Origin of the sequence: Pseudoalteromonas sp. Scap25 (assembly GCF_013394125.1) — a bacterium.
GTDB lineage: Bacteria > Pseudomonadota > Gammaproteobacteria > Enterobacterales > Alteromonadaceae > Pseudoalteromonas.
Genome location: NZ_CP041327.1, coordinates 1,474,098 through 1,497,434, shown reverse-complemented (window position 1 = coordinate 1,497,434; position 23,337 = coordinate 1,474,098). Strand labels below are relative to the sequence as shown.

Here is a 23,337-nt window from a genome sequence, read left to right as displayed (position 1 = left end):
TAATAAAATAACATTTAATAGGTATAAAAAAGCCAGTGAAAAACACTGGCTTGGTATCAAGTGTATTTAATAATGTAATTTAGCTATTTTTGAATTGCTCAAGTGCATCGTCTTCTGCAACAGAATCACCATGCTTTTGGATATAGCTATTAAACTCATTTTTACTTACTCGTTTATCTTTATTGCTGTCCATGTAGCCAAAGTGATTTGAAATATCATCATCGTCAGCTTCAGTAACTGAAATAAAGCCGTTGCTGTCATTATCTAAGCTTTTAAAGTCATTTTCTATTTTATCAAACTTCGCAATATCAGCCTTAAATGCAGACTCACTTACTTCACTATCAGTTGCAACTTTACCAGCATTTAGCTGCATATAAGCATCATATTCAGTACGACTTATTTGATTATCTATATTTGTATCTATATTTGAAAAGTGTTGCCAAATACTATCATCGTCAGCTTCAGTTTTTGAGATAAAACCATCGCTATCGTTATCTAAGCTTGCAAAATCACTGTCGATTTTTTCTAGACCCTGATTTGAAGAACATGCAGCTAAGCTCAATGCGGCTAAAATAGTAGAAGCTATCGTTAATTTTTTCATAAGACGTATCCTTGTAAATTAATAAATTTCAATTTAAATAATACAAATACGATGCCAGAATTATAATTCAATAAAAACAATAACTTAAAAACAACACTCTTGTGCAGCGATATTCGACAATGCAATTTTTGCAAACTACTGTGGTAATTTTTGCAAAAAAAAGCTCGGTAAGAACCGAGCTGTTTATATCAAATACGGCAATTTAGATTGCAGCGTCTTGGTAACGCTTTACAAAATCAGTTACGTTTTGGCCATTACACTTTAATGTGTTTAAGTTACCAATTTGCTTACGTACTGGTTGTAAGCCTTGCTTTAATGCAGTCATACATAACTGTGTTTCTTGATGTGAATCTTTTGCAAATACTTCAACTTTAGATGAAGCAACTTGAACCGCTGATTCTTTTTTAGCTATATCTCGGATATCTTGACCATTACATAGGATACTTTTTGAATAACGCGATAAGTACATACCATGCTTTGCAGCCATTTTACGTGCAGCTGAAAAACCTTCATTGGCGCTTACTACACACAAGTTAGACTCTAATTTGTTGTCTTTGCTAAAGTATGTATTGCTTTGTGCAGAAGCAGTAACAGAAACAAAAAGAGAGGCAGCTAAAAGTAATTGAGTTTTCATCAGGGGTAGTCCTATTTGAACGAGTTAAACAAACGATTTCTGCGCATTATATAGACAACTTTTAACATATCAATTGAATATTTTATTTATTTTGTTATTTAATAATGCATTTACAATGTTTAAACATTAAGCAGTAATTGAGCAACAATTGTGCAGTTATTTTCTCATTTCAGTCATGTTATGTCGCTCTAAATGCTGATACAATTTAGCTAACAATGAAAATAAGTTTGAAGGTTAACTTTATGAAAGTGATTTCTTTTAATATCAATGGCCTGCGCGCTCGTCTACACCAGTTACAAGCTATTATTGATAAACATCAACCAGATATTATCGGTCTTCAAGAGATCAAGGTACACGATGAAGCGTTTCCGCTAGATGATGTACAAAAGATGGGTTACCACGTTTATTTTCATGGGCAAAAAGCCCATTACGGTGTGGCAATGTTATGCAAAAAAGAGCCTAAATCGGTATTAAAAGGCTTCTCTACTGACACCGATGAGTCGCAAAAGCGGATGATTAGCGTCACTGTAGAACAAGAAAATGGCCGTGACTTACATGTAATGAATGGCTATTTCCCACAAGGCGATAACATTAATCACGAAACTAAGTTCCCGTATAAACGTCAATTTTATCAAGATTTAATGACCCATCTAAATAGCCATTTCACTCCTGACCAAGATGTAATTGTTATGGGTGATATTAATATCTCCCCTACCGATTTAGATATTGGTATTGGTGAAGTAAACGCAAAACGTTGGTTAAAAACGGGTAAATGTTCATTTCAACCCGTTGAACGTGAGTGGCTTGCTACCTTATTAAATTGGGGCTTTAAAGACACCTTTAGAGAACAAAACCCAGAAATTAACGACCAATACTCCTGGTTTGACTATCGTTCAAAAGGGTTTGTTGATAATCGCGGTCTACGAATTGATGTGGTACTGGCAACGCATGACTTAGCGGCTCGTTGTATCGACACAGGCATAGATTATGAACTGCGTGCTATCGATAAACCGTCAGATCATGCGCCTATTTGGTCAGAGTTTAATTAACGATTATGTTGAGCGCGCAATTACAAGGGTTACTGTGGATTGTTGTCATCGTTATTGGCTTTTTAAGCATTAACAAATCAACATACAGTCACTTATTTAATACCCCAGCAAGACAAACAGGTGTATTTGCTTGTGCGCTGGTGCTCGCTTTATTATGGCGTATCAAGGCAGGTATTTTGCCCGGTCTCGATCTGCATATATTAGGTATAACCGCTGTAACCCTAACACTGGGGTGGCGCCTTGCTATTTTAAGTTGTGTACTCGCAACAGCGCTTTTAACTACTTTTGGACAAATAACACCTGAATTAGTCGCGTTAAAACTCATTATTAGTGCCTTTATACCGGTGTTATTAAGCTATTTAGTTTTTATTGTCTGTTATCACTATTTAGCACGGCACTTTTTTATCTATATATTTGTTTGTAGCTTTTTAACAGCAGGTGTTGTTGCCTGTATTAACATTATACTCGGTGGTGCTTTTTATTACGCAATAGGTGAATATAGTTGGCATCAGCTGAGCGAGAATTATATTTATCTAAGTCCTATTTTGGCCTTTCCTGAAGCTATGCTAAACGGTATGGCAATCACTGTACTGATCACCTATCGCCCACATTGGGTAAAAACTTTTTTTGATAAGGACTATTTAGGCTCATGAGTCTTCATTACCATTGCCCTATTTGTAAACAGCCACTAGCACTCAATGATAAAACATTACGATGCGATAATAATCACAGCTTCGATTTTGCCAAAGAAGGCTATGTAAACTTACTCCCTGTACAAAACAAAAATTCTAAACAGCCTGGCGACTCGTTGGAAATGGTACAAGCTAGGCGTTCATTTTTAGAACAAGGTTATTATGGCTTTTTACAAACGGCTTTAGCCAATATTGTTAAGCCACTTAATGCCGACATAGTGATTGATTTGGGGTGTGGTGAAGGATTTTATACTCACGCTATTGCTAACAACAGCCAGGCTAACGTATACGGTGTTGATATATCAAAGTCGGCAGTAAAATATGCGGCAAAACGTTACAAACAATGCCACTTTAGCGTTGCTTCAATTAGCCAAGCGCCTTTTGATGATCACCTTGCTGACGTTTTGGTTAGTGTATTTGCGCCTTTATTTGACAGTGAACTTGCACGCCTGGTCAAAGATAATGGTTGCTTAATTGTGGCAAGCCCAGGCCCAACTCATTTGAAAGAACTAAAAGATTATATTTATAGCAACGTAAACGAACATACCGAAATAGCAGCACCTGCGGGCTTTGAAAATACATCGCAACAATTAATCACAGAGCAGGTATCGCTTACATTTAACGATGTTAAGAACTTAATTATGATGACGCCATTTGCGTGGAAGTTTAGACCAGAACATTGGCAAGCTCTTGAGCAAAAACAAAATCATAGCGTCACCTTGTCATTTTATATTACGCAATTTACTAAAATTGCTCTTTAGTAAAAGTTTTATCCATTTTATCGAACATATCTTTTAGTAATTCGGCAAGCTCCAAATAGCGGGGCTTGTTTTTTCCCATTTGCGCGTCGTAACCGTTAGCAACCATTTTTGCAAATAACTCGTTATACCATTGCTGCATAGCAGGCTCTAATTCAGTTTGCGCACGTTTACCCAACCATAAAAGCCCTTGTAATGGCAACGAGATAAAAAACAGACTACTGGCAATCGCTTGGGGCAGAAAATCTGAGCCTAAATAATTAATCTGAAAAAACAGGGTCAGCATGGCTAATATTGGCATTACTGTGATTGCAAGCTCAGTGGCTCTGATCACTTTAAATTCTGCAAATAATGGCGCGACCTCTTTACGCATTGGCCATGTTTTAGCATAAGAACGCCCTAATTGAACTTGCGATATCACACTTTTTTGCATTAATAAATCCTCATAGTCTCGGTTTGTAACATTTCAACAAACGTAATACTTATAAAAGTGTAACACAATTATAGCTGCTTTCACTTTATCGGTAAAAATGCTTAATTTCATTAGTAAAACTCACAAAAAGCATAAATTATCGAAAGAATCTCACAAAGCTCTTTTAATAAAGTCTACTACACTTTAGTCTAGGCTTATCTAAGCCACAAAGGCTTATACATCAACCAAGTGTACTGATTAATACTTAAATGGAAAATGAATCTATGCCAACACTCCCAAATAATCCGAACCATGTTTTGGTACTCAATTGTGGAAGCTCAAGTCTAAAGTTTGCAATTATTGATGCAAACACAGGAAACGACATTATATCAGGTTTAGCTGAGCGCCTAGGTGATAATGCTCCCTCAATTAAATATAAGTTTCAGGGAGAAAAAACCACTATTAAGCTTGCTGCTAACCAAGCACATGCCCAAGCAATTGATACGCTGGTTGATTTAATAAAAGATCACAATTTAGACGATCAATTAGTAGCTGTGGGCCATCGCGTAGTACATGGTGGCGAGCACTTTACTCAATCAGTTTTAATTGACGATAACGTCATTGCAGGTATTACCCAAGCAGCCACACTAGCCCCTTTACATGGTCACGCTAATTTACTGGGCATCTCATCAGCACAAGCATCATTTAAAGATTTACCACAAATAGCCGTGTTTGATACCGCATTTCATCAAACTATGGATGAGGTTGCTTATCTATATGCCCTTCCTTATCAACTTTATAAGGACTTTGGGGTTAGACGCTATGGGTTTCATGGCACTAGCCATTTTTATGTAGCAGGTCAAACCGCTAAAATGCTGGCTTTACCTGTTGAAGAAAGTAACTTTATTAGCGCCCACTTAGGCAATGGCTGCTCGGTGTGTGCAATCAAAAACGGTAAAAGTGTCGATACCAGCATGGGCTTAACCCCGCTTGAAGGACTTGTAATGGGTACCCGTTGTGGTGACATTGACCCAGGGTTATTTAACTTTTTAACTACGCAGCTTGATTACACTGCGCAGCAAATTGATGACCTGCTAAATCAAAAGAGTGGCCTATTAGGAATAAGCGAGTTATCAAACGATTGCCGTACTATTGAAGAGGCTGCTATTGCTGGCAACTCGCAAGCCATGCTGGCACTTAATATGTTTTGCTACCGCTTAGCAAAACAAATAGCCGCCTACATGGTACCGCTGCAAAAATTAGATGCGCTTATTTTTACCGGTGGGATTGGCGAGAATTCCGATATTATTCGCGAAAAAGTACTTACACAGTTAGCATTTTTGGGTATCAATTTAGACCCTCAAGCAAACCTTGATGCACGGTTTGGCCAAGCTGGATTAATCAGCGCTGCTAATTCAACAAGCAAAGCGGTGGTTATGCCTACCAACGAAGAATGGGTTATTGCACTCGACGCCGCAAACATCACCAAGGAGTTATAATATGGCTCGTCGTATTATGTTGGTACCTATCTCTACAGGGGTAGGTTTAACCTCAGTATCAGTTGGTTTAGTAAGAGCGCTGGAACAAAAGACGGTTAAGGTTAACTTTTTCAAACCTATCGCCCAGCCGCGTGCAGGTGAAACTGGCCCTGAAAAATCGACCCAAATTGTTACTCAAGGATCACCGATTAAGCCGCCAACACCATTTGCACTCGATTACGCAGAGCAAATGATTGGTGATGGTAAAGGTGATGACTTATTAGAAGAAATTGTTGAGCGTTTTCAAAGTAAGATAAACGATGACGAAGTGGCCATAATCGAAGGAATGGTGCCAACTCGTCGCCAACCTTATGCAGGACGCATAAACCGTGAAATTGCACAAACCTTAGGGGCCGATATTGTATTTGTGCTTACCCCTGGGAATTACAGTATTACCCAAATTGAAGATCGCCTTGAAATTGCTGCTGGAAATTACGGTGGCATAGATCACCCTCGTGTGCTGGGTTGTATTTTCAATAAAGTAAATGCCCCTCTAGATGAAGAAGGCCGTGCTCGCGCTGATTTAGTCGATACTTACAAGCCAGAAGCGCTTGATAACGAGCTTAACCGCCTGGCTTCTTTACCAATTTTTAGAAAAAACCCTTTTATGTTACTTGGTGCCATTCCGTGGGATTTTGAGCTGGTAGCGCCACGCGTTAAAGATTTAAGTGCTTATCTAAAAGCCACTATTATTAATGAAGGCGACATGGTGCATCGTCGACTAAGACGCATTACTTTTTGTGCCCGTACAGTATCAAATATTCTAAATTATTTTACCCCAGGTGCGTTATTGGTCACCCCAGGCGATCGTTCAGATATATTGGTTGCAGCCTGCTTGTCTGCTATGAACGGTACTAAACTAGGCGCTATTTTGCTCACCGGTGGCTTTGAGCCTGAGCCGCGCATCATGGCGCTGTGCGAACAAGCCATGCAAACAGGGCTGCCTATTTTAGCAACCGAAGGCGACACTTGGCGCACCTCGTTATTACTGCATAACTTTAACCTAGAAGTGCCAAGCGATGATGAACAGCGCATTGAAAAGGTAAAAGATCATAACGCAGAGTATATAGATTCTGATTGGTTAGATACCTTAGCTAAAAGTGTGGGGAAAACCCGAAAACTATCCCCTCCTGCCTTTAGGTATTTATTGACTGAAAAAGCTCGTAAAGCCGAAAAAACAATTGTATTGCCTGAAGGTAACGAACCTAGAACCATTAAAGCAGCCGCTATTTGTGGCCAGCGTGGCATTGCTAAAACAATTTTATTAGGTGATCGTGATGAAATATTGCGTATAGCCGAGCAGCAAGGCATTGAGCTTAACGAGCATGTAACTGTAATTGAGCCAAGCAGTATCATAAATGACTACGTAGCACCTATGGTGGAAATCCGTAAGAATAAAGGTCTTACCGAAGTAGTCGCCCAAGAGCAACTACAAGATCACGTCGTACTTGGCACCATGATGCTAGAGCAAGGTAAAGTCGATGGTCTGGTATCGGGTGCGGTAAACACCACTGCCAATACCATTCGCCCACCGCTACAGTTAATCAAAACCGCGCCAGGTTCATCATTAGTGTCATCTGTGTTCTTTATGCTATTACCGGATCAGGTTCTAGTTTATGGTGATTGCGCTATTAATCCCGATCCTAATGCCGAACAACTAGCCGACATTGCAATTCAATCTGCCGACTCAGCAGCAGCATTTGGTATTGAACCTCGCGTAGCCATGATAAGTTACAGTACTGGTGATTCAGGCAGTGGGGCTGATGTAGAAAAAGTGCGAGCGGCAACTAAACTGGCCCAGCAAAAGCGCCCAGATCTAATTATAGATGGACCACTACAGTATGATGCGGCAATTATGGAAAGTGTAGCGATTAAAAAGGCACCTAACAGCCCTGTTGCAGGTAAAGCAACGGTGTTTATATTCCCTGATTTAAATACTGGCAACACCACCTATAAAGCGGTACAACGAAGCGCTGATTTGATCAGTATAGGTCCGATGCTGCAAGGGATGCGTAAACCAGTTAACGACTTAAGCCGTGGCGCATTAGTTGACGACATAGTGTATACCATTGCTTTAACTGCCATTCAAGCAGCGCAAGCTGAGGCACTTAATTAACCCCTTTAACTAACATGCCCCTTTTATAGCCTAGCCAATTTTTAATTAATTATTAATAGGTTAGGCTATTTATACCTTACAACCCCCAAGCTTATCCACAGAAATTGTGGACAATTATTTTTTAATTAATAAAAACTTTAACAACGGCTCAGTTTGGGCCTTTAACTTAGATTCAATACTCTATACTATAAAGCTATTATCTTGCTGCTAGGGATGGGTTTTATGTCAAAACAAACACTACAATTACACAGCACTGTTTTATCAATTCATAGTTTAGCGCTTGATGCCGACATCCCTCCTGCCCTGTTAAAGCAACCATTATTTTTTATTTCAAAAACGCACGATGAACTCTCGGTCGTTTGCCCTGATGACTTTATAATTGATAGCCAAGATACAGAATCGAATTGGCAAGCATTAGAAGTAATTGGCCCATTAGGGTTTTCGTTAACCGGTATTATGGCAAATATTTCAGGAGTATTAGCAAGAGCTGGCGTGTCAATTTTTTCAATTTCAACCTATGACACCGACTATATTTTAGTAAAAAAGCAAACCGTCAACAAAGCAATGGCTGCTCTTAAAGCCGATGGCTACAACGTGGTAACTTAATTAATAATGAAATCTGAAGACGTTAGCTATTTAACTAAAAATAAAATTTGCCGAAGCGCAATACAAATAACCAGTCCGTTCAGTGGCAAAATTATGCAAATGGACGCGCATCCTGAAGCTTTTTTCCGCTTTGGAACTTTAGGACCAGGGATTATTGTCAGCTTAACTAGCCATAAAGTGTTAGCGCCATTTAATGGTACTTTATTGCAAGTTAAAAGCGGCGGGTGCGAATTTATTCTAAAAGCTAAAAATGGCTTAAAAGTATTAATAAACTTAGCTGTGCCTGATTCTCAAACTCTCACGCATACTCATATTGCTCAGCTTAATGGCAGCAAAATAACCAAAGGACAGCGCCTAGCTTACTTTGATTTGCGTGAACTCGATGCGCCTATTTTAGCTAGCCTTATCATACTCAATGGCCACGACTTAGGCACTTTTCATTATTCTCACCCGCAGGTCAATGCTGGTGTAGATACCTTATTAACTATTATCAAAAAGAAGTAGGTTTATGATCACTCTCTATGGCATTAGCAACTGCGACACTATTAAAAAAGCAAAAAAATACCTAAGCGATAATGACATCGCATTCACTTTCCATGACTATCGTAAAGATGGCGTTAATCATAATATGGTTAGCGATTTTGCAGAGCATATTGACTGGGAACAACTTGTTAATAAACGTGGCACAACCTACAGAGCGCTTTCGGATGAGCAAAAGCAAAACTTAACTAAGCAAACTGCTATCGATATATTGGTTGAACAACCTGCAATGATCAAACGCCCTGTACTTGTTAATAACGGGCAGTACCACTTAGGCTTTAAAGCAGCCCAATACGATGAGATTTTTAAATAATGACCCATCCAGTAATTACCCTAGCCCAAGCCTTAATTCAGCGAGAGTCGGTTACACCTGAAGATGCTGGGTGCCAACATATGATGAATGAACGTCTAAGCGCTATTGGCTTTGATATTGAATCGCTATTTTTTACCGATACCCTAAACACATGGGCACGTAAAGGTACGCAATCGCCCCATTTTTGTTTTGCCGGTCATACTGATGTGGTGCCCACTGGACCTGAAAAAAACTGGCAGCACCCGCCTTTTGCGGGCCTAATTGAAGACGGTTTATTACATGGTCGTGGCGCTGCCGACATGAAAGGCTCACTGGCAGCTATGGTTGTAGCCACAGAGCGTTTTGTATCTAAGCACCCTGATCATAAAGGTTCTATCTCGTTTTTAATTACCTCAGATGAGGAAGGCCCGTTTATTAACGGCACTACCCGCGTAATAGATACTTTAGAAGAGCGCGGTGAAAAAATTGATATGTGTCTTGTTGGTGAGCCTTCATCGCGCGATGTACTCGGTGATGTGGTTAAAAATGGTCGTCGTGGTTCTTTAACTGGTTTTTTAACTATTAAAGGCGTGCAAGGTCATGTGGCTTACCCGCATTTAGCGCAAAACCCAATTCATTTAGCCACACCAGCTTTAACCGAATTAAGCCAAACTGTCTGGGATATGGGTAACGACTTTTTCCCAGCCACCAGCTTTCAAATCTCTAACATTAATGGTGGCACAGGTGCTGGTAATGTGATCCCCGGTGAGCTTGAAGTACAATTTAACTTTAGGTTTAGCACCGAAGTTACTCATCAGCAGCTGCAACAAGAAGTGAACGCGATTTTACAAAAACATAATTTGAATTACGAACTAAATTGGATTGTAAATGGCCTACCGTTTTTAACCGATCACGGTCCGTTAGTTGATGCTACCGTCGCTGCCATTAAATCAGTAACTGGCTTAACCACTAATTTAGAAACAACAGGTGGGACATCAGATGGCCGCTTTATTGCTCAAACCGGCGCTAAAGTAATCGAGCTGGGGCCACGTAACGCCACAATTCATAAAGTTGATGAGTGTGTTAGCACAGATGACCTGATCGCGCTGGCAGATATTTACGAGCAAATATTAGAACAACTGTTAACTTAATGACTGCAAATAAAGAACTCATACAATGCATCACCGGACAAAGTGATGCACACCTAGTCGCCATACAAAACCATTATTTGCATGCCAATATTGTCAACGACTTTGTTGCACTGCAATCAGCGGCCGCATCCGCTGGCTTTGATTTATGTATTGCATCAAGTTTTCGAGATTTTAATCGTCAATCAGCTATTTGGAATGCTAAATTTTCAAATAAGCGCGTGGTGTTAAATAAAGCGCAACAAGCCGTTGAACTAAATTCACTGAGTGATATTGAAAAATGTACCGCCATAATGCTGTACTCTGCACTGCCAGGGGCAAGTCGCCATCATTTAGGCACTGACTTAGATATTTTTGATAAAGGCGCAGTGAGTGACGATTATGAGTTGCAACTAACCCCCGATGAATATCAGCATGGCGGACCTTTTGCCGAACTGAGTCAATGGCTAGACACCCACCTGGCAGAATTTGGATTTTATCGGCCTTATCAGCACGATTTAGGCGGTGTTGCCCCAGAACTTTGGCATATTAGCCATATTTCGCAGTCAGAGCAGCTTATGAGGCACCTGTCAGTTGAGGTATTACACAACTGCATTAAAGAGAGTGATTTATTAGGTAAAGACGCTATTTTAACCCACTTACCTGCTTTGTATGAACGCTTTGTGCTCAATGTGAGTCCACCAGCTAAGCAGTGTTATTAGTTTTTTTATTTAACGTAAAAACCAATACCGCTAGTAAAATAATACTGCTCGGGAGCATAAATTGCACAGTTAAGGTTTCTGATAAAAACACCGCTCCTGCAATAGCTGCCAAAACGGGCACGCATAACTGCACTATAGCTGCATGCGTGCTTTTTAATAATGGCATAGCCACATACCAAATACTGTAACCAACACCAGATGCTATCGCACCTGAGCCAATGGCAAGTAACACCCCTTCCATGCGTACATTCTTAAGCTGGCTCATACCCACCACAATTAAAATAGGTAGCACTAATAAGCTGCGAATAAAGTTATAAGTGGTGGCCCTAAGTGGTGACACACACGCCTTGCCACGAATACTGTATATTCCCCATGCCACGCCACTTATGCTCATTAATACTGCCGCCATTACCGGTGGCGCTGTTTGCGAAGGCAGCATTAAGTAAACAAAAGCCGCAAACGCCACAATAAATGCAAGCCATTGCACAGCGATTAAGCGCTCTTGCTTATAGATGCCCCAGCCGATCATGGTAAATTGCACCGCGGAGAATAAAATAAGCGCGCCCATACCGGTATCTAACTCTATATAAGCTATAGAAAAACACAGCGCGTATATCAGCAAGCTCACACTGCTTCGCCAGCTTCCGGTATCGTTAATAACAGAACCACTTAATTGTGCATTTTTATTTAACTGCTTTGTATAGAGCAGCATAATAATGGTCAAACACACTGCCCCGCTGAGAAGCCGTATAACAGTGAAATTCCACGCATCAATATAACCTTGAGCTAATGCTAAGCGACACAATAACGAATTGGCAGCAAAGGCAACTAACGCGATAATAGTAAACAGAGTGGCTTTCAAATAAATTCCTAACGTATTGATAAATATGTACCGTTTTTATGTACAGGTTAAATTAGCGTCCATTGTTGTAAACGTTAATATGGTTATTTTTTAATGATAAAGCTTTAATGTTTATACACTACGCTTTTTTACAATCTTTCACACCTACATTTATAAGCCATGTGTTAACCTTATAAAATAGATAAAAGGAGTGCGTGTGCGTCACATTTTAATTTTCAGTTTTTGCTTTATTGTAAGTGGTTGCAGCACTATTGGCTTTAACGACTTGTTTAATGATTATGCCACAAACACCACCCCTGTTAGGCAAGCTATTAGCAATAATAATATTGAAAATGCACGCACCCTTATAAAAACCAACAGTAAAGCCCACAGTAATTATTTACTGAACCAATTAGAGCAAGGGCGTATTGCTGATTTAGCTAATAATCCAGACAGTGCGCAAACATATTTTGAAACTGTCTACCAACAGATGCAAGCTAAGCGCCAAGCAGCCAAAATACAAGTAAGTGCAGGGCTTGAGCAAAGTAATGCGCTGTTAACTAACGACTCAGCGATAGGTTATATCCCACCTGCTTACGAAATGAGTATGTTGCATAGCTACAAAGCACTTAATTATGTTTATAAGCGCGATATTGAGAGCGCATTAGTTGAAATACGCCGTGCCAATAAAGTACAAGTTGATGCACTACTCGATAATCAAAGCGAGTTTGATAATGCCGTTGCTCAAGCACAACAACACTACCCAGGCATGGATAATTTAACTCGCTCGGTAAAAAATGGCTTTCAAAATGCGTATACGTTTTACCTATCAGGGCTGCTGTATGAAACGGCAAAGCAAGGCGATGATGCCTACATAGACTATAAAAAAGCGCTCGAAATACAACCTAGCAATCCGTATTTACAGCAAGATATATTGCGCCTTGCTAAGCAGCAAGGCTTTGCGGATGACTACAAACAATTTAAACGACAGTTTGGTGAAGTAAACACCATAGATAAAAATCAAGGCGAAGTAGTTATATTATTTGAACAAGGTCTTATACCAAAACAGCACGAGTTTAAATTGCGATTGCCTATTTATACTTCGCAGGGGGATGCCCGCTTTTATAGCCTAGCAATGCCTGTTTATATAAATAATGCCTACAGCAGTGCCGTGAATAATATAAAAGTTAATAACCAAGTATTAGCATTAAGCCCGTTAGTACATTTAGAAGCACTGGCTGCTAAAACCTTAGAGCAGCAAGTAGCTGGGCGTGTTTCAAGACAAATTTTACGCCTTGTCGCTAAAGAAAAAATGCGTGCAGAGCTTGCGCGCAGTGCCGGTGATGTAGGGAACATTTTGGCTAATTTGTATAATCTTGCATCTGAGCAAGCAGATACGCGTAGTTGGCTTACCCTGCCTAATCAGATCAGCCTTGCCCGCAGTGCAGTAAAAGCAGGAGAACATACTTTAAACGTTGGCTCGCAACCGCCAATAAATTTTACCGTTAGTAAGCAAGGGTTAACGTTAATATACCTAACCTCTGTCAATAACTATTTTAACTCCCATGTAGTGCAACTTTAGGAGCCATCATGAAATACATACTTCCCGTTATTGCGCTGTTTATGCTTAGCGCGTGTAGCAGCCGACCTGTAACCTCAGGTATTGGGGTTGAGCAAACTGCCAGCGCTTATAAAGAGCAGCTCAATGTTAATAATCCACAATTAGCTAAAAAGCTTTTAATAAGTGATGTAAAAACGCGTCAAACAAATAACCTTACCGACGTGGTAGTTACTTTAGCGAGTACCTATAAAAAGTCGCAATACTTACAGTATCAATTTAACTGGTTTGATAAAGATGGCTTTGTTATTAAAGGCAATCACTCACCGTGGCAAGCCCTTACATTATTTGGCTTTGCTAAAACTCAGCTTGCAGGACTAGCGCCTAGCTCTAATGCCGTTACCTTCTCATTAGCGGTAAGAGAAGTATCAACCGACGCACAAGAATTTAAAGATTAAAGGAAATCATGATGATCAATAAACAATTTAAATCACTGTCTAGTTATGCAATTTTAGGCTTAGCGGCACTGACACTTGCAGGCTGTGCCAATAAAGCAGTTGTCAGCTATGGTGATGCCCAAGCCGTAGAAACCACAGATATAAACTTTGGCTCTACTGACTTACAAAAAGTTGCCTCGCAAATGACCGACTCTCTGCTTAGTTCGCCTGTAGTTGGTACTATGACCGCCAATACACGCCCTGTGGTATTTGTAGAGCGTATTAAAAATAAAACTAGTGAACACATAGATACAGAATCAATCACCGACTCAATCTCTACACAATTACTGCGTAGCGGCAAATTTAGATTTGTTGATATGACCCGTGTAGAGGCGGTTCGTGAGCAAATTACATTTCAAAACGAAGACGCCTTAGTCAACCCAAGTACTGCGGTGGCTTTTGGTAAGCAAATTGGTGCGCAATATATGCTGTACGGTAACCTATCAAGCATTGTTAAATCTAATGCAGATAAAGCCGATGTGTACTACAAATTTACAATACGTTTAATGGATATGCAAAGCGGCCTTATTGAATGGGCTGACGAAACTGAAATTCGTAAAACGCGTGAAAAATCAACGTTTGGTTGGTAATAACAGGAGCGAATTATGAAAACGCTTAGCTTAATTTTATGCGCTTTATTAGTAGTAAGTGCCCCAACGTTTGCCAAGTACGAACGAAATAAAGCCGTTCCTGTACAGCAAGTACTATTTGGTAAAGTAAAGTCGGTGCGCACTATTACTGAGCAACAATTAGTACAAGACAAAAGTAACGGCTGGAAAACCTTTGGCGGTGCCTTAATAGGCGGCGTTATTGGTAACCAGTTTGGCGGCGGCAGTGGTCGTACTGTAGCGACTATTTTAGGATCGGTGATTGGTGGTAACGTTGCTCATAATCAGCAGCAAACACAGCGCTATGAAAACACACAGCTCGTTGAATTACTGATACAAGTAGAAAGTGGTGAGCAATTTATGGTGGTACAAGACAGCGATCCCGCTATGCGTTTTCATCAAGGGGATAATGTTCGCCTAATCTACTTAACCAATAACACAGTGCGAGTAGATAGCGCGTATTAAGCTTCTTGCAAGGCAATAGCTGAAAAAACCTAACTTAGTTACCTAAGTTAGGTTTTTTTAAAGGGTAATTACGTTTATTTTTAAGCTGGTTCTTTTGCCCAAAGCTGCTCATTTTCATGCATTTCATATAAGCCGTGAGCACGATTTATAAGTAAGTTTGCAAAGTCGGCTTGGGTTTTATCACGCGGACCCGCTGTAATAATTTGGTCGGCCTTTAACTGCCACTGCAATGAAAAATAACGCATGGCATCACGTGCATCTTTTGCTGCAGACGCTTCAGCGTGATCGGTTGGTAAACGACCTGTGATCACCCAGTAACTCTTACCGTTTTGCGCTTTAAATTTCCAAAGCGCACATAAAGGCGCTAAAAAACGACTTTCTTTTTCAAGCAAGGTTTTAGGCATAATGCCTTTTTCAGCTAAATGTTGTTGTGCATTTTGAAAACACTCGCGCTGCCATTTAATTTCTTGTTGCTGAAGTTCAGCTTGCTGCTTTGGTGTTAATGGTTGTTGTTCTTGTTGCTGCATTTTAATAACCTTTTTACTTCTTTGTTTACACTTTAAGGGCATAACAAATAAGGCGCAAGCATAAATAGCGTGCTTAACACCTTATTCGCAGCTGTTTGCTGAATTTTCAAGCAAAGCACACTTACTTTATATTGTGATCAAACGAGCCTACAGCACCTGGGAATACCACTGGCGACTCAATACCCTGTTGATTCACGCTAGCCACCCCAAAATAGTAGTTATCAATAACCACATTTTTTAGTGTAAATTCACTGACATTATCAACCCATTGGCTATATTGCCATTGTGGCTCACTGGTGTAGCGCCAGTATATACGGTAGCCCGCTACATTTTCATCTTCTGTTGGCTGCCAAGTAAGAGTGGTACTGGCGCGTACAGCACCACTAATTCTCACTTCTTTTGGAGGCGCAGGAGCCCATGCCATTGACGCAAGACTAACCGCATTTAATGAAGTTAGCTTTGCGGCGTAATCAAAATCGACCCCATCAATGGTATCACCGTACACAACCCCATTTTCTGTGCGCAGGTCTTGATGTTGGCGGTCATAATGCTCGTTGGTTTCCATAATACGCACAGCCGCAAAGCCCGCATCATTAAACGGACGGTGATGCCCGCCTCGGGCAAAGCGGTCGAGCCTATATACCAGCATGGTATCTAAGTTTTCAATGTATTTATCAGCAATGGTGTCTATGTAACGTGCTAAATTACGGCTCGCTGAGTCAACTTCGCCGCCGGTAAAACGACGAGTGCGGGCTTGTTCTTTAGTTTCAACGACGCGCGTGCCTTCAGAAAAAATGCGTGCAGTTGTGTTATCGGTTACGCCATTAATGCCGGTAATATTGCCAATCATGTCGTTATTTAAAACACCATGAACCTGCCAGTTATTTTTTTGTGCGTAAGCAGTTAAAATTTTACCACCAAATAAACCTTGCTCTTCACCTGAGAGTGCGGCGTATACCACTGAGCCATTAAACGTATATTGCGATAACACCCGTGCAGCTTCAATAACACCGGCCACCCCTGATGCATTATCGTTTGCCCCCGGTGAATCGCTAGTAAAGTCCATAACATCACTAACCCGCGAGTCTATATCTCCCGACATCATCACCATACGGTTAGGATCGGTATTACCGCGCTGAATCGCAATTATATTAACCACTTCTACAGGGTTAGGAATACGCTTTTCTCCCGAAATGGTTTGCTTTACTTCTAGTATTTCTAAACAGCCACCACACTGTGCAGAAATTGCTTCAAATTCTTTTTTTATCCAACGCCTTGCCGCGCCAATACCACGAGTATCCGATTTAGTTTCAGATAAAGTATGGCGAGTCCCAAAATCCACCAACGTTTGAATATCATCTCCAATACGCTGCGCTGAAATTTGCCCTGCAATATTATGCAATGATGCTTGTTGTGTGGTTTGTGTCGCCACACTATAAAATGACGCGCTACAAACAGATGCAACCGCACTATACTTAATAATCCGAGTAACTAACTTTAAAGGTGAAATTGACATAGCAGTTTAATCCTTATTGTTGATGTTTTTAAAATGACAGCTCTGCAGTTATACAGCAATGCATTTGAGATAGACGTTAAAAACCTCAGGTTAAATTACATTTAGTTAACATTAGCTAGCTTGCTCGGCCTAGTTCATTTGCAACTAATAAGTACGCTAGTTTAATAAAAATAATCACTTATACTGATTTGTACGTATACTAAGGAGAGAAACACGATTAATCAGCTATCATTTTATATACCCTGTTTAAAATAATAAGGTGCTGTAAAAATATGAAGAAACACGAAGAATTACCTGAGGATCATGTTGATCCCCTTATGCAGTATTTACATCATGCGATTCGCTTTGCCATTAAAATATTAGCGGTACTCATGGTGTTGGTTATTTTTTGGAGTATTGCTGATGTAGTATATGTTTTATATATGCGATTGAGCTCTCCCCCTTACTTTTTATTAAACATTGAAGACATTCTACAAACCTTTGGTGCTTTTATGGTGGTGCTTATAGCAGTAGAAATATTTACTAACATTCGTTTATATTTAGGTTCAAGCTCACTGCCGGTTGAACTGGTTATTGCCACCGCACTAATGGCTGTGGCACGTAAAATTATTGTTTTAGATTTAAAATTAGTGACCTCAGAGCAAATTGTTGGCCTTGCATTGGTAACAATAGCCTTAGGTATATCTTACTGGCTGGTAAAAAATAAAACCGGTCACACAAAACTTTAAAGCGTTAACTCAACTTAAGATAACACTTAAACATCTCATTCCCACTGCGCCTTTGTATTTTACAATGGTATAATGGGACATCTCTATAAATACTTAATAAGCTTCTAATATGTATCGATTATTTGAACGGATGACTAAACCGTTTCCGGAGCGTTCTCCGTCTCAGCCTCCTAATACCTTATTTGCATTTTGCCGCCATTACACCAAAGGCATGGAACTGTCGTTGGTGCTTATGTCGCTTAGTGCCGCATTATTAGCTATTTTAGAAGTGTCTTTATTTAGTTACATGGGGCAACTGGTTGACTGGCTTGGCGAGTACACCCCTGAAGAACTTTTTTTGCAGCAACAATCCGAATTAATAAAAATGGGGTTAATGCTCCTAGTTGTGATGCCTGTGGTGGTATTTTTTAGGTCGGCCATTTTACATCAAGCTTTATTAGGCAACTATCCGATGTCGATTCGTTGGCTAGCGCACCGTTATTTATTACGCCAAAGTGTTAGCTTTTATCAAAATGAATTTGCCGGGCGAATAGCCACTAAAGTACTGCAAACCTCATTGGCTGTGCGAGAGTCAGTGACTAAGTTACTTGATGTATTGATGTACATTGCCGTTTATTTTGGCTCAATGGTGTTTTTAGTGGCCGCCTCAGATTGGCGCTTGATGCTGCCGTTATTAGTGTGGTTAGCATTATATATTTGCGTGCAAATTTACTTTGTACCACGGTTAAAAAGCATTGCAAGCTCACAAGCTGACGCACGCTCAGAAATGACCGGCCGTATTGTTGATAGCTACACCAATATTTCAACCATTAAGCTGTTTTCTTACACCCAACGCGAAGAGCAATATGCTAAACAAAGCATGGACGTATTTTTACAGCCTGTATATAAACAAATGCGTTTGGTAACCAGCCTTAATGTGGTTATTCAAAGCTTGAACTATTTACTGGTATTTTCGGTGGCAGCGGTGTCTTTGTATTTATGGTCGTTAAGTGCCATTAGTGCGGGGGCTATTGCAGTAGCATTGAGTTTGTCGTTAAGGCTTAATGGCATGGCCCAATGGATCATGTGGGAAATTAGCAGCTTATTTGAAAACATTGGTACCGTAGCCGATGGCATGCGCACCCTTTCAAACCCGATTGCGGTTGATGACAAGCCAAAAGCCGATAGTTTAAAAGTAACTCAAGGGGCAATCGACTTTAACAATGTACACTTTAATTATGGTAAAACCGCTAATGAAAATAACCGAGGTCCAGTAATTAACGGTTTAAACTTAAATATTAAACCGGGCGAAAAAATTGGCTTAGTGGGTCGCTCTGGCGCGGGTAAATCCACATTAGTTAACTTGTTGCTACGTTTTTACGATACAGCCAAAGGCTGTATTAGTATTGATGGCCAAAATATAACTGATGTAAGCCAAGAAAGCCTTCGCCGCTATATCGCTATGGTCACCCAAGACACCTCACTACTGCACCGCTCAGTAAAAGACAACATCTTATACGGCAGACCTGATGCAACCGAAGCGGAAATGCTCGATGCGACCAAACAAGCCAAAGCGCTCGATTTTATAAACGATTTAGAAGACAGCAAAGGCAATAAAGGCTTTGAGGCACAAGTGGGCGAACGAGGAGTAACCCTCTCGGGCGGGCAACGCCAGCGGATTGCTATTGCTCGGGTGTTACTTAAAAACGCGCCTATTCTTATACTTGATGAAGCCACCAGCGCTTTAGACTCAGAGGTAGAAGCAGCTATTCAAGCAAGCTTAGATGATTTAATGACAGGCAAAACGGTTATTGCTATTGCACACCGATTATCAACCATTGCACAAATGGACAGGCTTATTGTGCTTGATGAAGGTGGTGTTGTAGAGCAAGGCAGTCACGATGAGTTAATTGCCCAAGGCGGCATTTACGCTGCACTGTGGGTACATCAAACTGGCGGCTTTATTGGTATTGAATAAATACCAGTGTGTAAGGTACTACTTTCGATACCTTACACACCTAATTAAATTCTTATCTTGATAACATTTTGAATAATTATAATGTATTCGAAAAAGTATAATTAACCGCTAATTATATATTAAGTAAACTGCTCAGCTTGATTAATGCAAGGCGATTTAATACTATTTGTACCCAAAATACCGATGGACTATAAGTTAAGATTTATGGAAAAAATTTATACACTACTTTTACTTACCGCATCATTCAATAGTTTTGCTGATACTCCATATATTGGTGTTGACTACATGATGAGTGATATCAAAATAAGTAATGAAAACGCAACCCCTAAAAGTGCGTTAATACGTGCTGGTATCAGTAACAATAACATGGCTTTTGAAGCGCATTACCTAGCATCTAGCAGCAGCGATCATATCTACAATACTGAGTTTAATTTAGACAAAAGCTTGGCCCTTTATTTTGTTATGCAATCTGATGTAGTCAATGGCTTTGGTCTGGACGTTTCATTGGGTTATGCAAAAAATCAAGTTGTTGTGTCTAATCCTTCCGCGTCAATAAATGGTGATTATAAATATGATGGTTTTTCTTGGGGAGTCGCAATGCACCAGCAAATTCCTTATTTAGAAAACACTCAAATAAGACTTGGTTATCAATCCCTTTTCAAAGGTGATGATATTGAAATAATAGGTTATACCTTAGGCTTTGTTTATCACTTTTAGTTATGTATGAAAGGAAGCAATAGAAATATGATTAATACACACAGTTTTTTTAAATTATCTGTAACCACATTATTTATTATCAGCGTTACGGGTTGCGGTTCTGAAAGTGATACAACGGATCTTGCAAAAGCAATACAGTTAGACAAACTTCGTTCTGAAGGCACCATTATTGAATCTGTTAAGATAGTTGGAGATCAAAAACGCTTAAAGCCAGGTGAGACATTACAATTAAGTGCTACGGGTATAGATAGTAATGGTGACACGCGCGACATTACTAGTGAGTTAACCTGGGAATCTAACGATCCGACTATTGCAACTGTAAATAGTAATGGTGTTGTAAATGCGGTTTCGAGTACTACAGCAAACCAAGGGGCTGTATCTATCACAGGAACTACCATCAATGATATCTCAGGTGAAGGTGAGGTTTCAGTAAGTGATGTCTCAGTCACTGAAATTAACTTAAAAACAGCCGCTTCTAACATTGATTACATTAATACATGTATACCTGCGCAATTATCAGCCGATCTTACCTATGCTGATGGATATACATCTTTAAATACCATTAGAGGTTTAAGTTTTGCTGTTGATAACGGCAGTACTGCAACAATCAACTCTGACGGCTTATTGTTTACATCCGCTCCTGATGTTGAAGATACAACTATTACAGCTAAAATAGACAATGTTCTTGGTAAGCTGACAGTGAAAGCAGATCCTAAAAATTTAGAGTCTATCGATATTTTAGTTAATGATGAGCCAACTGAAGAGATCAATCTTAATATTGGCGATCGTATTCAAGTTAGTGCAATTGCCTCTTTGGTAGCTCAAGAAGCTAAGACTATTAATGACACTATTACTTGGTCGCAAGTAGGAACCCGTTATATTGGTATAACAGATGAAGGCGAAAACAAAGGAACGCTTGTTGCTCTCAAGTCTGGTGAAACTCAATTAATTGGCAGCTGTGGCAACAAGCAGAAAATTATTACAGTAACAGTCGATGGTTCTGATGATTTAAATGATCTTCAAATAAATGATGGCAGTTCAATATTAACTATGACCCCTCTTGGTTCAATTAATCTCACACTGACGGCTAATGGCAGTGATGAAACTTCAAGTGTGAATGTAACTGAATTTGCTGATTGGAGCATTAATGGAAGCAGTTTGGTAACTACAAAATTAATTAGCGCAGGTACAGAGAATGCGGTTTATAGATTAACCAGTAAAACGAATAGCGCTGGTAGTTTTATTGTTTCAGCGACCTACGATAATCAAGTAAGCAGCATTCAGGTAAATATTGAATAAATAACCCTTCTATATTTGTGGATGCTATTTAAATTATTTAACTAGGGTCTGTTGGTCTTTTAAGGTTAGATTTGTAGTAATCTGTTTGGCATTTAGGCAATAACGCTGCATCAATGCCAAACAGGCGCTGCCCATCGAGCTCTTCCCTAGGGTGGATTTACTCTTTGTTGCCCACTGAATGTAGGTAAGGAGCGTTAGCAAGACGCGAAAACTTTGCTCGGACTTACTTATTCTTACATGGATGTAAGCCAGTAGAATAACGCGTGAGCAGTTATCAACTGCTCACGAGGTTACAAACCTCGCGCCACGATTAAAAAGACCCTACATGCTGCTACTACCTATCAGACTAAAAGTTAGTAAAACTAATGCCCTACCCCTTGATATATATTAAAGTGTTACTTTTGTTTTTCATTAAGTAGCTCTCCATGTCTTTTTTAATTAAACATAAATACACCCTCTATGGGGTGCTCGCTATTTTACTTTGGAGCAGTTTAACTGCTTTTGTTCGTGATTTATCGGAGTTATTTAGCCCAATTGGCGGTGCTGCTTTGATTTATAGCGTCAGTGCGATTTTTTTAATGCTTGTCATGGGTGTACCAAAGCTAAACAATTATCCAAAGCGCTATTTAGTCTTTGGTGGCAGCTTATTTGTGATTTACGAAATGTGTTTGGCTTTATCGCTTGGCTTTGCAAATAGTCGCCAGCAAACGTTAGAAATGGCGATTATTAACTACCTTTGGCCAGCGTTAACCATTTTATTATCGATTATTGTTAACCGCATTAAAGTAAGCGCATTAGTCTACCCGAGCATACTGATTGCGTTTTTAGGCGTTGCATGGTGCATTGCAGGTAATAGTGGTTTATCTGTAGGAGTATTAACCGCTAATATTAGTGACAATCCATTACCCTACTCCATGGCGTTTGCAGCGGCGTTTATTTGGGCTGTGTATTGCAGTGTAACGGTTAAACTTAGCGAGGGTAAAAATGCCATTAGTGTATTTTTTGCAGCCACGGCAATCTCTTTATGGATAAGTTACGGACTGAGTAATGAACCCAGCTTTGAGTTTAGCCTATATTCTAGCTTGACCTTAGTATTAGCAGGTATTGTTATTGGTGGAGGTTACGCACTATGGAACCAAGCGATCATTGGCGGTAACCTAGTGTTGTTAGGCACCTTGTCTTACTTTATTCCTGTGTTATCAACACTATTTGCCTCTATTTACTTATCAATATCGCTCACCAGCGTATTCTGGCAAGGCGTTGTTTTAGTTACATTAGGCTCATTAATGTGTTTTATTGTGACCCGAAAAATCAAGCTAACTCAATAAACCAAGGAATAATTGCGCGGACCGAATTCCCCTCAGACGCGCATCGTATTTTAAAGTGATATTATGAATTCACTATCAGATTCGCTTTAAATAAAACGCCATTAAAGAATATTAATTTAGTCATCTCTTCAAATAACTTTATATAAATCAACAAAACTCACCCGTTTATAAGCCCTTGCTCACTAAAGATAATAGCTATTGAGTTAAAA

Annotated in this window: 25 protein-coding genes; 19 read left to right on the top strand and 6 right to left on the bottom strand. The window is 39.8% G+C overall.

Features of this window, described 5'->3' with window-relative positions; all coding sequences use genetic code 11:
- Positions 1 to 79 precede the first annotated feature (79 nt).
- Both FLM54_RS06865 and FLM54_RS06860 read right to left on the bottom strand, forming a co-directional pair.
- A complete protein-coding gene (locus FLM54_RS06865; protein ID WP_138604872.1) occupies positions 80 to 601 on the bottom strand; it encodes an EF-hand domain-containing protein in 522 nt (173 codons plus the stop codon).
- Between the two features lie 202 nt (positions 602 to 803).
- On the bottom strand, positions 804 to 1,235 hold the full coding sequence (locus FLM54_RS06860) for an exonuclease III (protein WP_138604873.1): 432 nt from the start codon (positions 1,233 to 1,235) through the stop codon (positions 804 to 806).
- A gap of 242 nt (positions 1,236 to 1,477) precedes the next feature.
- Between FLM54_RS06860 and xthA the strand changes: the two genes are divergently transcribed.
- From xthA to rlmA, 3 genes are read left to right on the top strand one after another with little or no spacing between them, the layout of a single operon-like run.
- Entirely contained in the window at positions 1,478 to 2,284 is an 807-nt protein-coding gene (gene xthA / locus FLM54_RS06855) for an exodeoxyribonuclease III (protein ID WP_178955929.1), read from the top strand.
- 5 nt (positions 2,285 to 2,289) lie between these two features.
- Positions 2,290 to 2,937: an energy-coupling factor ABC transporter permease gene (locus tag FLM54_RS06850; RefSeq protein ID WP_178955927.1), complete on the top strand. Its 648-nt coding sequence runs from the start codon at positions 2,290 to 2,292 to the stop codon at positions 2,935 to 2,937.
- Positions 2,934 to 3,737, top strand: coding sequence for a 23S rRNA (guanine(745)-N(1))-methyltransferase (gene rlmA / locus FLM54_RS06845; RefSeq protein WP_178955925.1), 804 nt, complete (start codon positions 2,934 to 2,936; stop codon positions 3,735 to 3,737). Before FLM54_RS06850 ends, rlmA begins: the two co-directional genes overlap by 4 nt.
- On the opposite strand, the gene yfbV is transcribed toward rlmA, so the two are convergent.
- Entirely contained in the window at positions 3,721 to 4,167 is a 447-nt protein-coding gene (yfbV, locus tag FLM54_RS06840) for a terminus macrodomain insulation protein YfbV (protein ID WP_138604877.1), read from the bottom strand. The genes rlmA and yfbV overlap by 17 nt on opposite strands.
- A 263-nt stretch (positions 4,168 to 4,430) precedes the next feature.
- Here yfbV and FLM54_RS06835 point away from each other — a divergent pair, with 263 nt between their 5' ends.
- From FLM54_RS06835 to FLM54_RS06805, 7 genes are all read left to right on the top strand, one after another.
- Positions 4,431 to 5,645 (top strand): acetate kinase, encoded by a 1,215-nt coding sequence (locus FLM54_RS06835; protein ID WP_178955923.1) that lies wholly within the window; start codon positions 4,431 to 4,433, stop codon positions 5,643 to 5,645.
- A gap of 1 nt (position 5,646) precedes the next feature.
- On the top strand, positions 5,647 to 7,800 hold the full coding sequence (gene pta / locus FLM54_RS06830; protein ID WP_054200797.1) for a phosphate acetyltransferase: 2,154 nt from the start codon (positions 5,647 to 5,649) through the stop codon (positions 7,798 to 7,800).
- A 222-nt stretch (positions 7,801 to 8,022) separates the two neighbouring features.
- Complete coding sequence (locus FLM54_RS06825) at positions 8,023 to 8,406, top strand: ACT domain-containing protein (protein ID WP_171039579.1); 384 nt, start codon at positions 8,023 to 8,025, stop codon at positions 8,404 to 8,406.
- Positions 8,407 to 8,412: 6 nt separating this feature from the next.
- Entirely contained in the window at positions 8,413 to 8,910 is a 498-nt protein-coding gene (locus FLM54_RS06820; RefSeq protein WP_178955921.1) for a PTS glucose transporter subunit IIA, read from the top strand.
- 4 nt (positions 8,911 to 8,914) lie between these two features.
- A complete protein-coding gene (locus FLM54_RS06815) occupies positions 8,915 to 9,259 on the top strand; it encodes an ArsC family reductase (RefSeq protein ID WP_178955919.1) in 345 nt (114 codons plus the stop codon).
- Complete coding sequence (gene dapE / locus FLM54_RS06810) at positions 9,259 to 10,389, top strand: succinyl-diaminopimelate desuccinylase (RefSeq protein WP_178955917.1); 1,131 nt, start codon at positions 9,259 to 9,261, stop codon at positions 10,387 to 10,389. The genes FLM54_RS06815 and dapE overlap by 1 nt, the downstream gene beginning before the upstream one ends.
- Positions 10,389 to 11,087, top strand: a complete 699-nt coding sequence (locus tag FLM54_RS06805) for a M15 family metallopeptidase (RefSeq protein ID WP_178955916.1) — start codon at positions 10,389 to 10,391, stop codon at positions 11,085 to 11,087. Before dapE ends, FLM54_RS06805 begins: the two co-directional genes overlap by 1 nt.
- Here FLM54_RS06805 and FLM54_RS06800 read toward each other — a convergent pair.
- A complete protein-coding gene (locus FLM54_RS06800) occupies positions 11,071 to 11,949 on the bottom strand; it encodes a DMT family transporter (protein WP_178955914.1) in 879 nt (292 codons plus the stop codon). The genes FLM54_RS06805 and FLM54_RS06800 overlap by 17 nt on opposite strands.
- Positions 11,950 to 12,145: 196 nt before the next feature.
- Here FLM54_RS06800 and FLM54_RS06795 point away from each other — a divergent pair, with 196 nt between their 5' ends.
- The 4 genes from FLM54_RS06795 to FLM54_RS06780 are packed head-to-tail and all read left to right on the top strand — an operon-like array spanning position 12,146 to position 15,056.
- On the top strand, positions 12,146 to 13,510 hold the full coding sequence (locus FLM54_RS06795; protein ID WP_178955912.1) for a COG3014 family protein: 1,365 nt from the start codon (positions 12,146 to 12,148) through the stop codon (positions 13,508 to 13,510).
- Positions 13,511 to 13,518: 8 nt separating this feature from the next.
- Complete coding sequence (locus FLM54_RS06790) at positions 13,519 to 13,944, top strand: YcfL family protein (RefSeq protein WP_178955910.1); 426 nt, start codon at positions 13,519 to 13,521, stop codon at positions 13,942 to 13,944.
- Positions 13,945 to 13,955: 11 nt separating this feature from the next.
- Entirely contained in the window at positions 13,956 to 14,573 is a 618-nt protein-coding gene (lpoB, locus tag FLM54_RS06785) for a penicillin-binding protein activator LpoB (RefSeq protein ID WP_409564076.1), read from the top strand.
- A gap of 15 nt (positions 14,574 to 14,588) precedes the next feature.
- Positions 14,589 to 15,056, top strand: coding sequence for a glycine zipper 2TM domain-containing protein (locus tag FLM54_RS06780; protein WP_138604886.1), 468 nt, complete (start codon positions 14,589 to 14,591; stop codon positions 15,054 to 15,056).
- A gap of 80 nt (positions 15,057 to 15,136) precedes the next feature.
- Here the strand turns inward: FLM54_RS06780 and FLM54_RS06775 are convergent, their stop codons facing one another.
- Both FLM54_RS06775 and FLM54_RS06770 read right to left on the bottom strand, forming a co-directional pair.
- Positions 15,137 to 15,583 carry a DUF4826 family protein gene (locus FLM54_RS06775; RefSeq protein ID WP_178955906.1) on the bottom strand — a complete coding sequence of 149 codons (447 nt, stop codon included), beginning with the start codon at positions 15,581 to 15,583 and terminating at the stop codon, positions 15,137 to 15,139.
- Between the two features lie 121 nt (positions 15,584 to 15,704).
- Positions 15,705 to 17,099, bottom strand: coding sequence for a M28 family peptidase (locus tag FLM54_RS06770; protein WP_178955904.1), 1,395 nt, complete (start codon positions 17,097 to 17,099; stop codon positions 15,705 to 15,707).
- Positions 17,100 to 17,371: 272 nt separating this feature from the next.
- On the opposite strand from FLM54_RS06770, the gene FLM54_RS06765 reads away from it, so the two are divergent.
- The 5 genes from FLM54_RS06765 to yddG all read left to right on the top strand — a co-directional run bounded on the left by FLM54_RS06765 (position 17,372) and on the right by yddG (position 23,128).
- Entirely contained in the window at positions 17,372 to 17,827 is a 456-nt protein-coding gene (locus FLM54_RS06765) for a phosphate-starvation-inducible PsiE family protein (RefSeq protein ID WP_138604889.1), read from the top strand.
- Positions 17,828 to 17,936: 109 nt separating this feature from the next.
- Positions 17,937 to 19,784, top strand: coding sequence for an ABC transporter ATP-binding protein (locus tag FLM54_RS06760; protein ID WP_178955902.1), 1,848 nt, complete (start codon positions 17,937 to 17,939; stop codon positions 19,782 to 19,784).
- A 204-nt stretch (positions 19,785 to 19,988) separates the two neighbouring features.
- On the top strand, positions 19,989 to 20,501 hold the full coding sequence (locus tag FLM54_RS06755) for a hypothetical protein (RefSeq protein ID WP_185981940.1): 513 nt from the start codon (positions 19,989 to 19,991) through the stop codon (positions 20,499 to 20,501).
- A gap of 27 nt (positions 20,502 to 20,528) precedes the next feature.
- Positions 20,529 to 21,800, top strand: coding sequence for an Ig-like domain-containing protein (locus FLM54_RS06750; RefSeq protein WP_178955898.1), 1,272 nt, complete (start codon positions 20,529 to 20,531; stop codon positions 21,798 to 21,800).
- 425 nt (positions 21,801 to 22,225) lie between these two features.
- Positions 22,226 to 23,128 (top strand): aromatic amino acid DMT transporter YddG, encoded by a 903-nt coding sequence (gene yddG / locus FLM54_RS06745; protein ID WP_178955896.1) that lies wholly within the window; start codon positions 22,226 to 22,228, stop codon positions 23,126 to 23,128.
- Positions 23,129 to 23,337: the final 209 nt, after the last annotated feature.

Bases quoted from the DNA above. Each gene is read 5' to 3' on its own strand.
- FLM54_RS06865 (WP_138604872.1), bottom strand. From the start codon at position 601: ATGAAAAAATTAACGATAGCTTCTACTATTTTAGCCGCATTGAGCTTA.
- FLM54_RS06860 (WP_138604873.1), bottom strand. From the start codon at position 1,235: ATGAAAACTCAATTACTTTTAGCTGCCTCTCTTTTTGTTTCTGTTACT.
- xthA (WP_178955929.1), top strand. From the start codon at position 1,478: ATGAAAGTGATTTCTTTTAATATCAATGGCCTGCGCGCTCGTCTACAC.
- FLM54_RS06850 (WP_178955927.1), top strand. From the start codon at position 2,290: ATGTTGAGCGCGCAATTACAAGGGTTACTGTGGATTGTTGTCATCGTT.
- rlmA (WP_178955925.1), top strand. From the start codon at position 2,934: ATGAGTCTTCATTACCATTGCCCTATTTGTAAACAGCCACTAGCACTC.
- yfbV (WP_138604877.1), bottom strand. From the start codon at position 4,167: ATGCAAAAAAGTGTGATATCGCAAGTTCAATTAGGGCGTTCTTATGCT.
- FLM54_RS06835 (WP_178955923.1), top strand. From the start codon at position 4,431: ATGCCAACACTCCCAAATAATCCGAACCATGTTTTGGTACTCAATTGT.
- pta (WP_054200797.1), top strand. From the start codon at position 5,647: ATGGCTCGTCGTATTATGTTGGTACCTATCTCTACAGGGGTAGGTTTA.
- FLM54_RS06825 (WP_171039579.1), top strand. From the start codon at position 8,023: ATGTCAAAACAAACACTACAATTACACAGCACTGTTTTATCAATTCAT.
- FLM54_RS06820 (WP_178955921.1), top strand. From the start codon at position 8,413: ATGAAATCTGAAGACGTTAGCTATTTAACTAAAAATAAAATTTGCCGA.
- FLM54_RS06815 (WP_178955919.1), top strand. From the start codon at position 8,915: ATGATCACTCTCTATGGCATTAGCAACTGCGACACTATTAAAAAAGCA.
- dapE (WP_178955917.1), top strand. From the start codon at position 9,259: ATGACCCATCCAGTAATTACCCTAGCCCAAGCCTTAATTCAGCGAGAG.
- FLM54_RS06805 (WP_178955916.1), top strand. From the start codon at position 10,389: ATGACTGCAAATAAAGAACTCATACAATGCATCACCGGACAAAGTGAT.
- FLM54_RS06790 (WP_178955910.1), top strand. From the start codon at position 13,519: ATGAAATACATACTTCCCGTTATTGCGCTGTTTATGCTTAGCGCGTGT.
- lpoB (WP_409564076.1), top strand. From the start codon at position 13,956: ATGATCAATAAACAATTTAAATCACTGTCTAGTTATGCAATTTTAGGC.
- FLM54_RS06780 (WP_138604886.1), top strand. From the start codon at position 14,589: ATGAAAACGCTTAGCTTAATTTTATGCGCTTTATTAGTAGTAAGTGCC.
- FLM54_RS06775 (WP_178955906.1), bottom strand. From the start codon at position 15,583: ATGCAGCAACAAGAACAACAACCATTAACACCAAAGCAGCAAGCTGAA.
- FLM54_RS06770 (WP_178955904.1), bottom strand. From the start codon at position 17,099: ATGTCAATTTCACCTTTAAAGTTAGTTACTCGGATTATTAAGTATAGT.
- FLM54_RS06765 (WP_138604889.1), top strand. From the start codon at position 17,372: ATGAAGAAACACGAAGAATTACCTGAGGATCATGTTGATCCCCTTATG.
- FLM54_RS06760 (WP_178955902.1), top strand. From the start codon at position 17,937: ATGTATCGATTATTTGAACGGATGACTAAACCGTTTCCGGAGCGTTCT.
- FLM54_RS06755 (WP_185981940.1), top strand. From the start codon at position 19,989: ATGGAAAAAATTTATACACTACTTTTACTTACCGCATCATTCAATAGT.
- FLM54_RS06750 (WP_178955898.1), top strand. From the start codon at position 20,529: ATGATTAATACACACAGTTTTTTTAAATTATCTGTAACCACATTATTT.
- yddG (WP_178955896.1), top strand. From the start codon at position 22,226: ATGTCTTTTTTAATTAAACATAAATACACCCTCTATGGGGTGCTCGCT.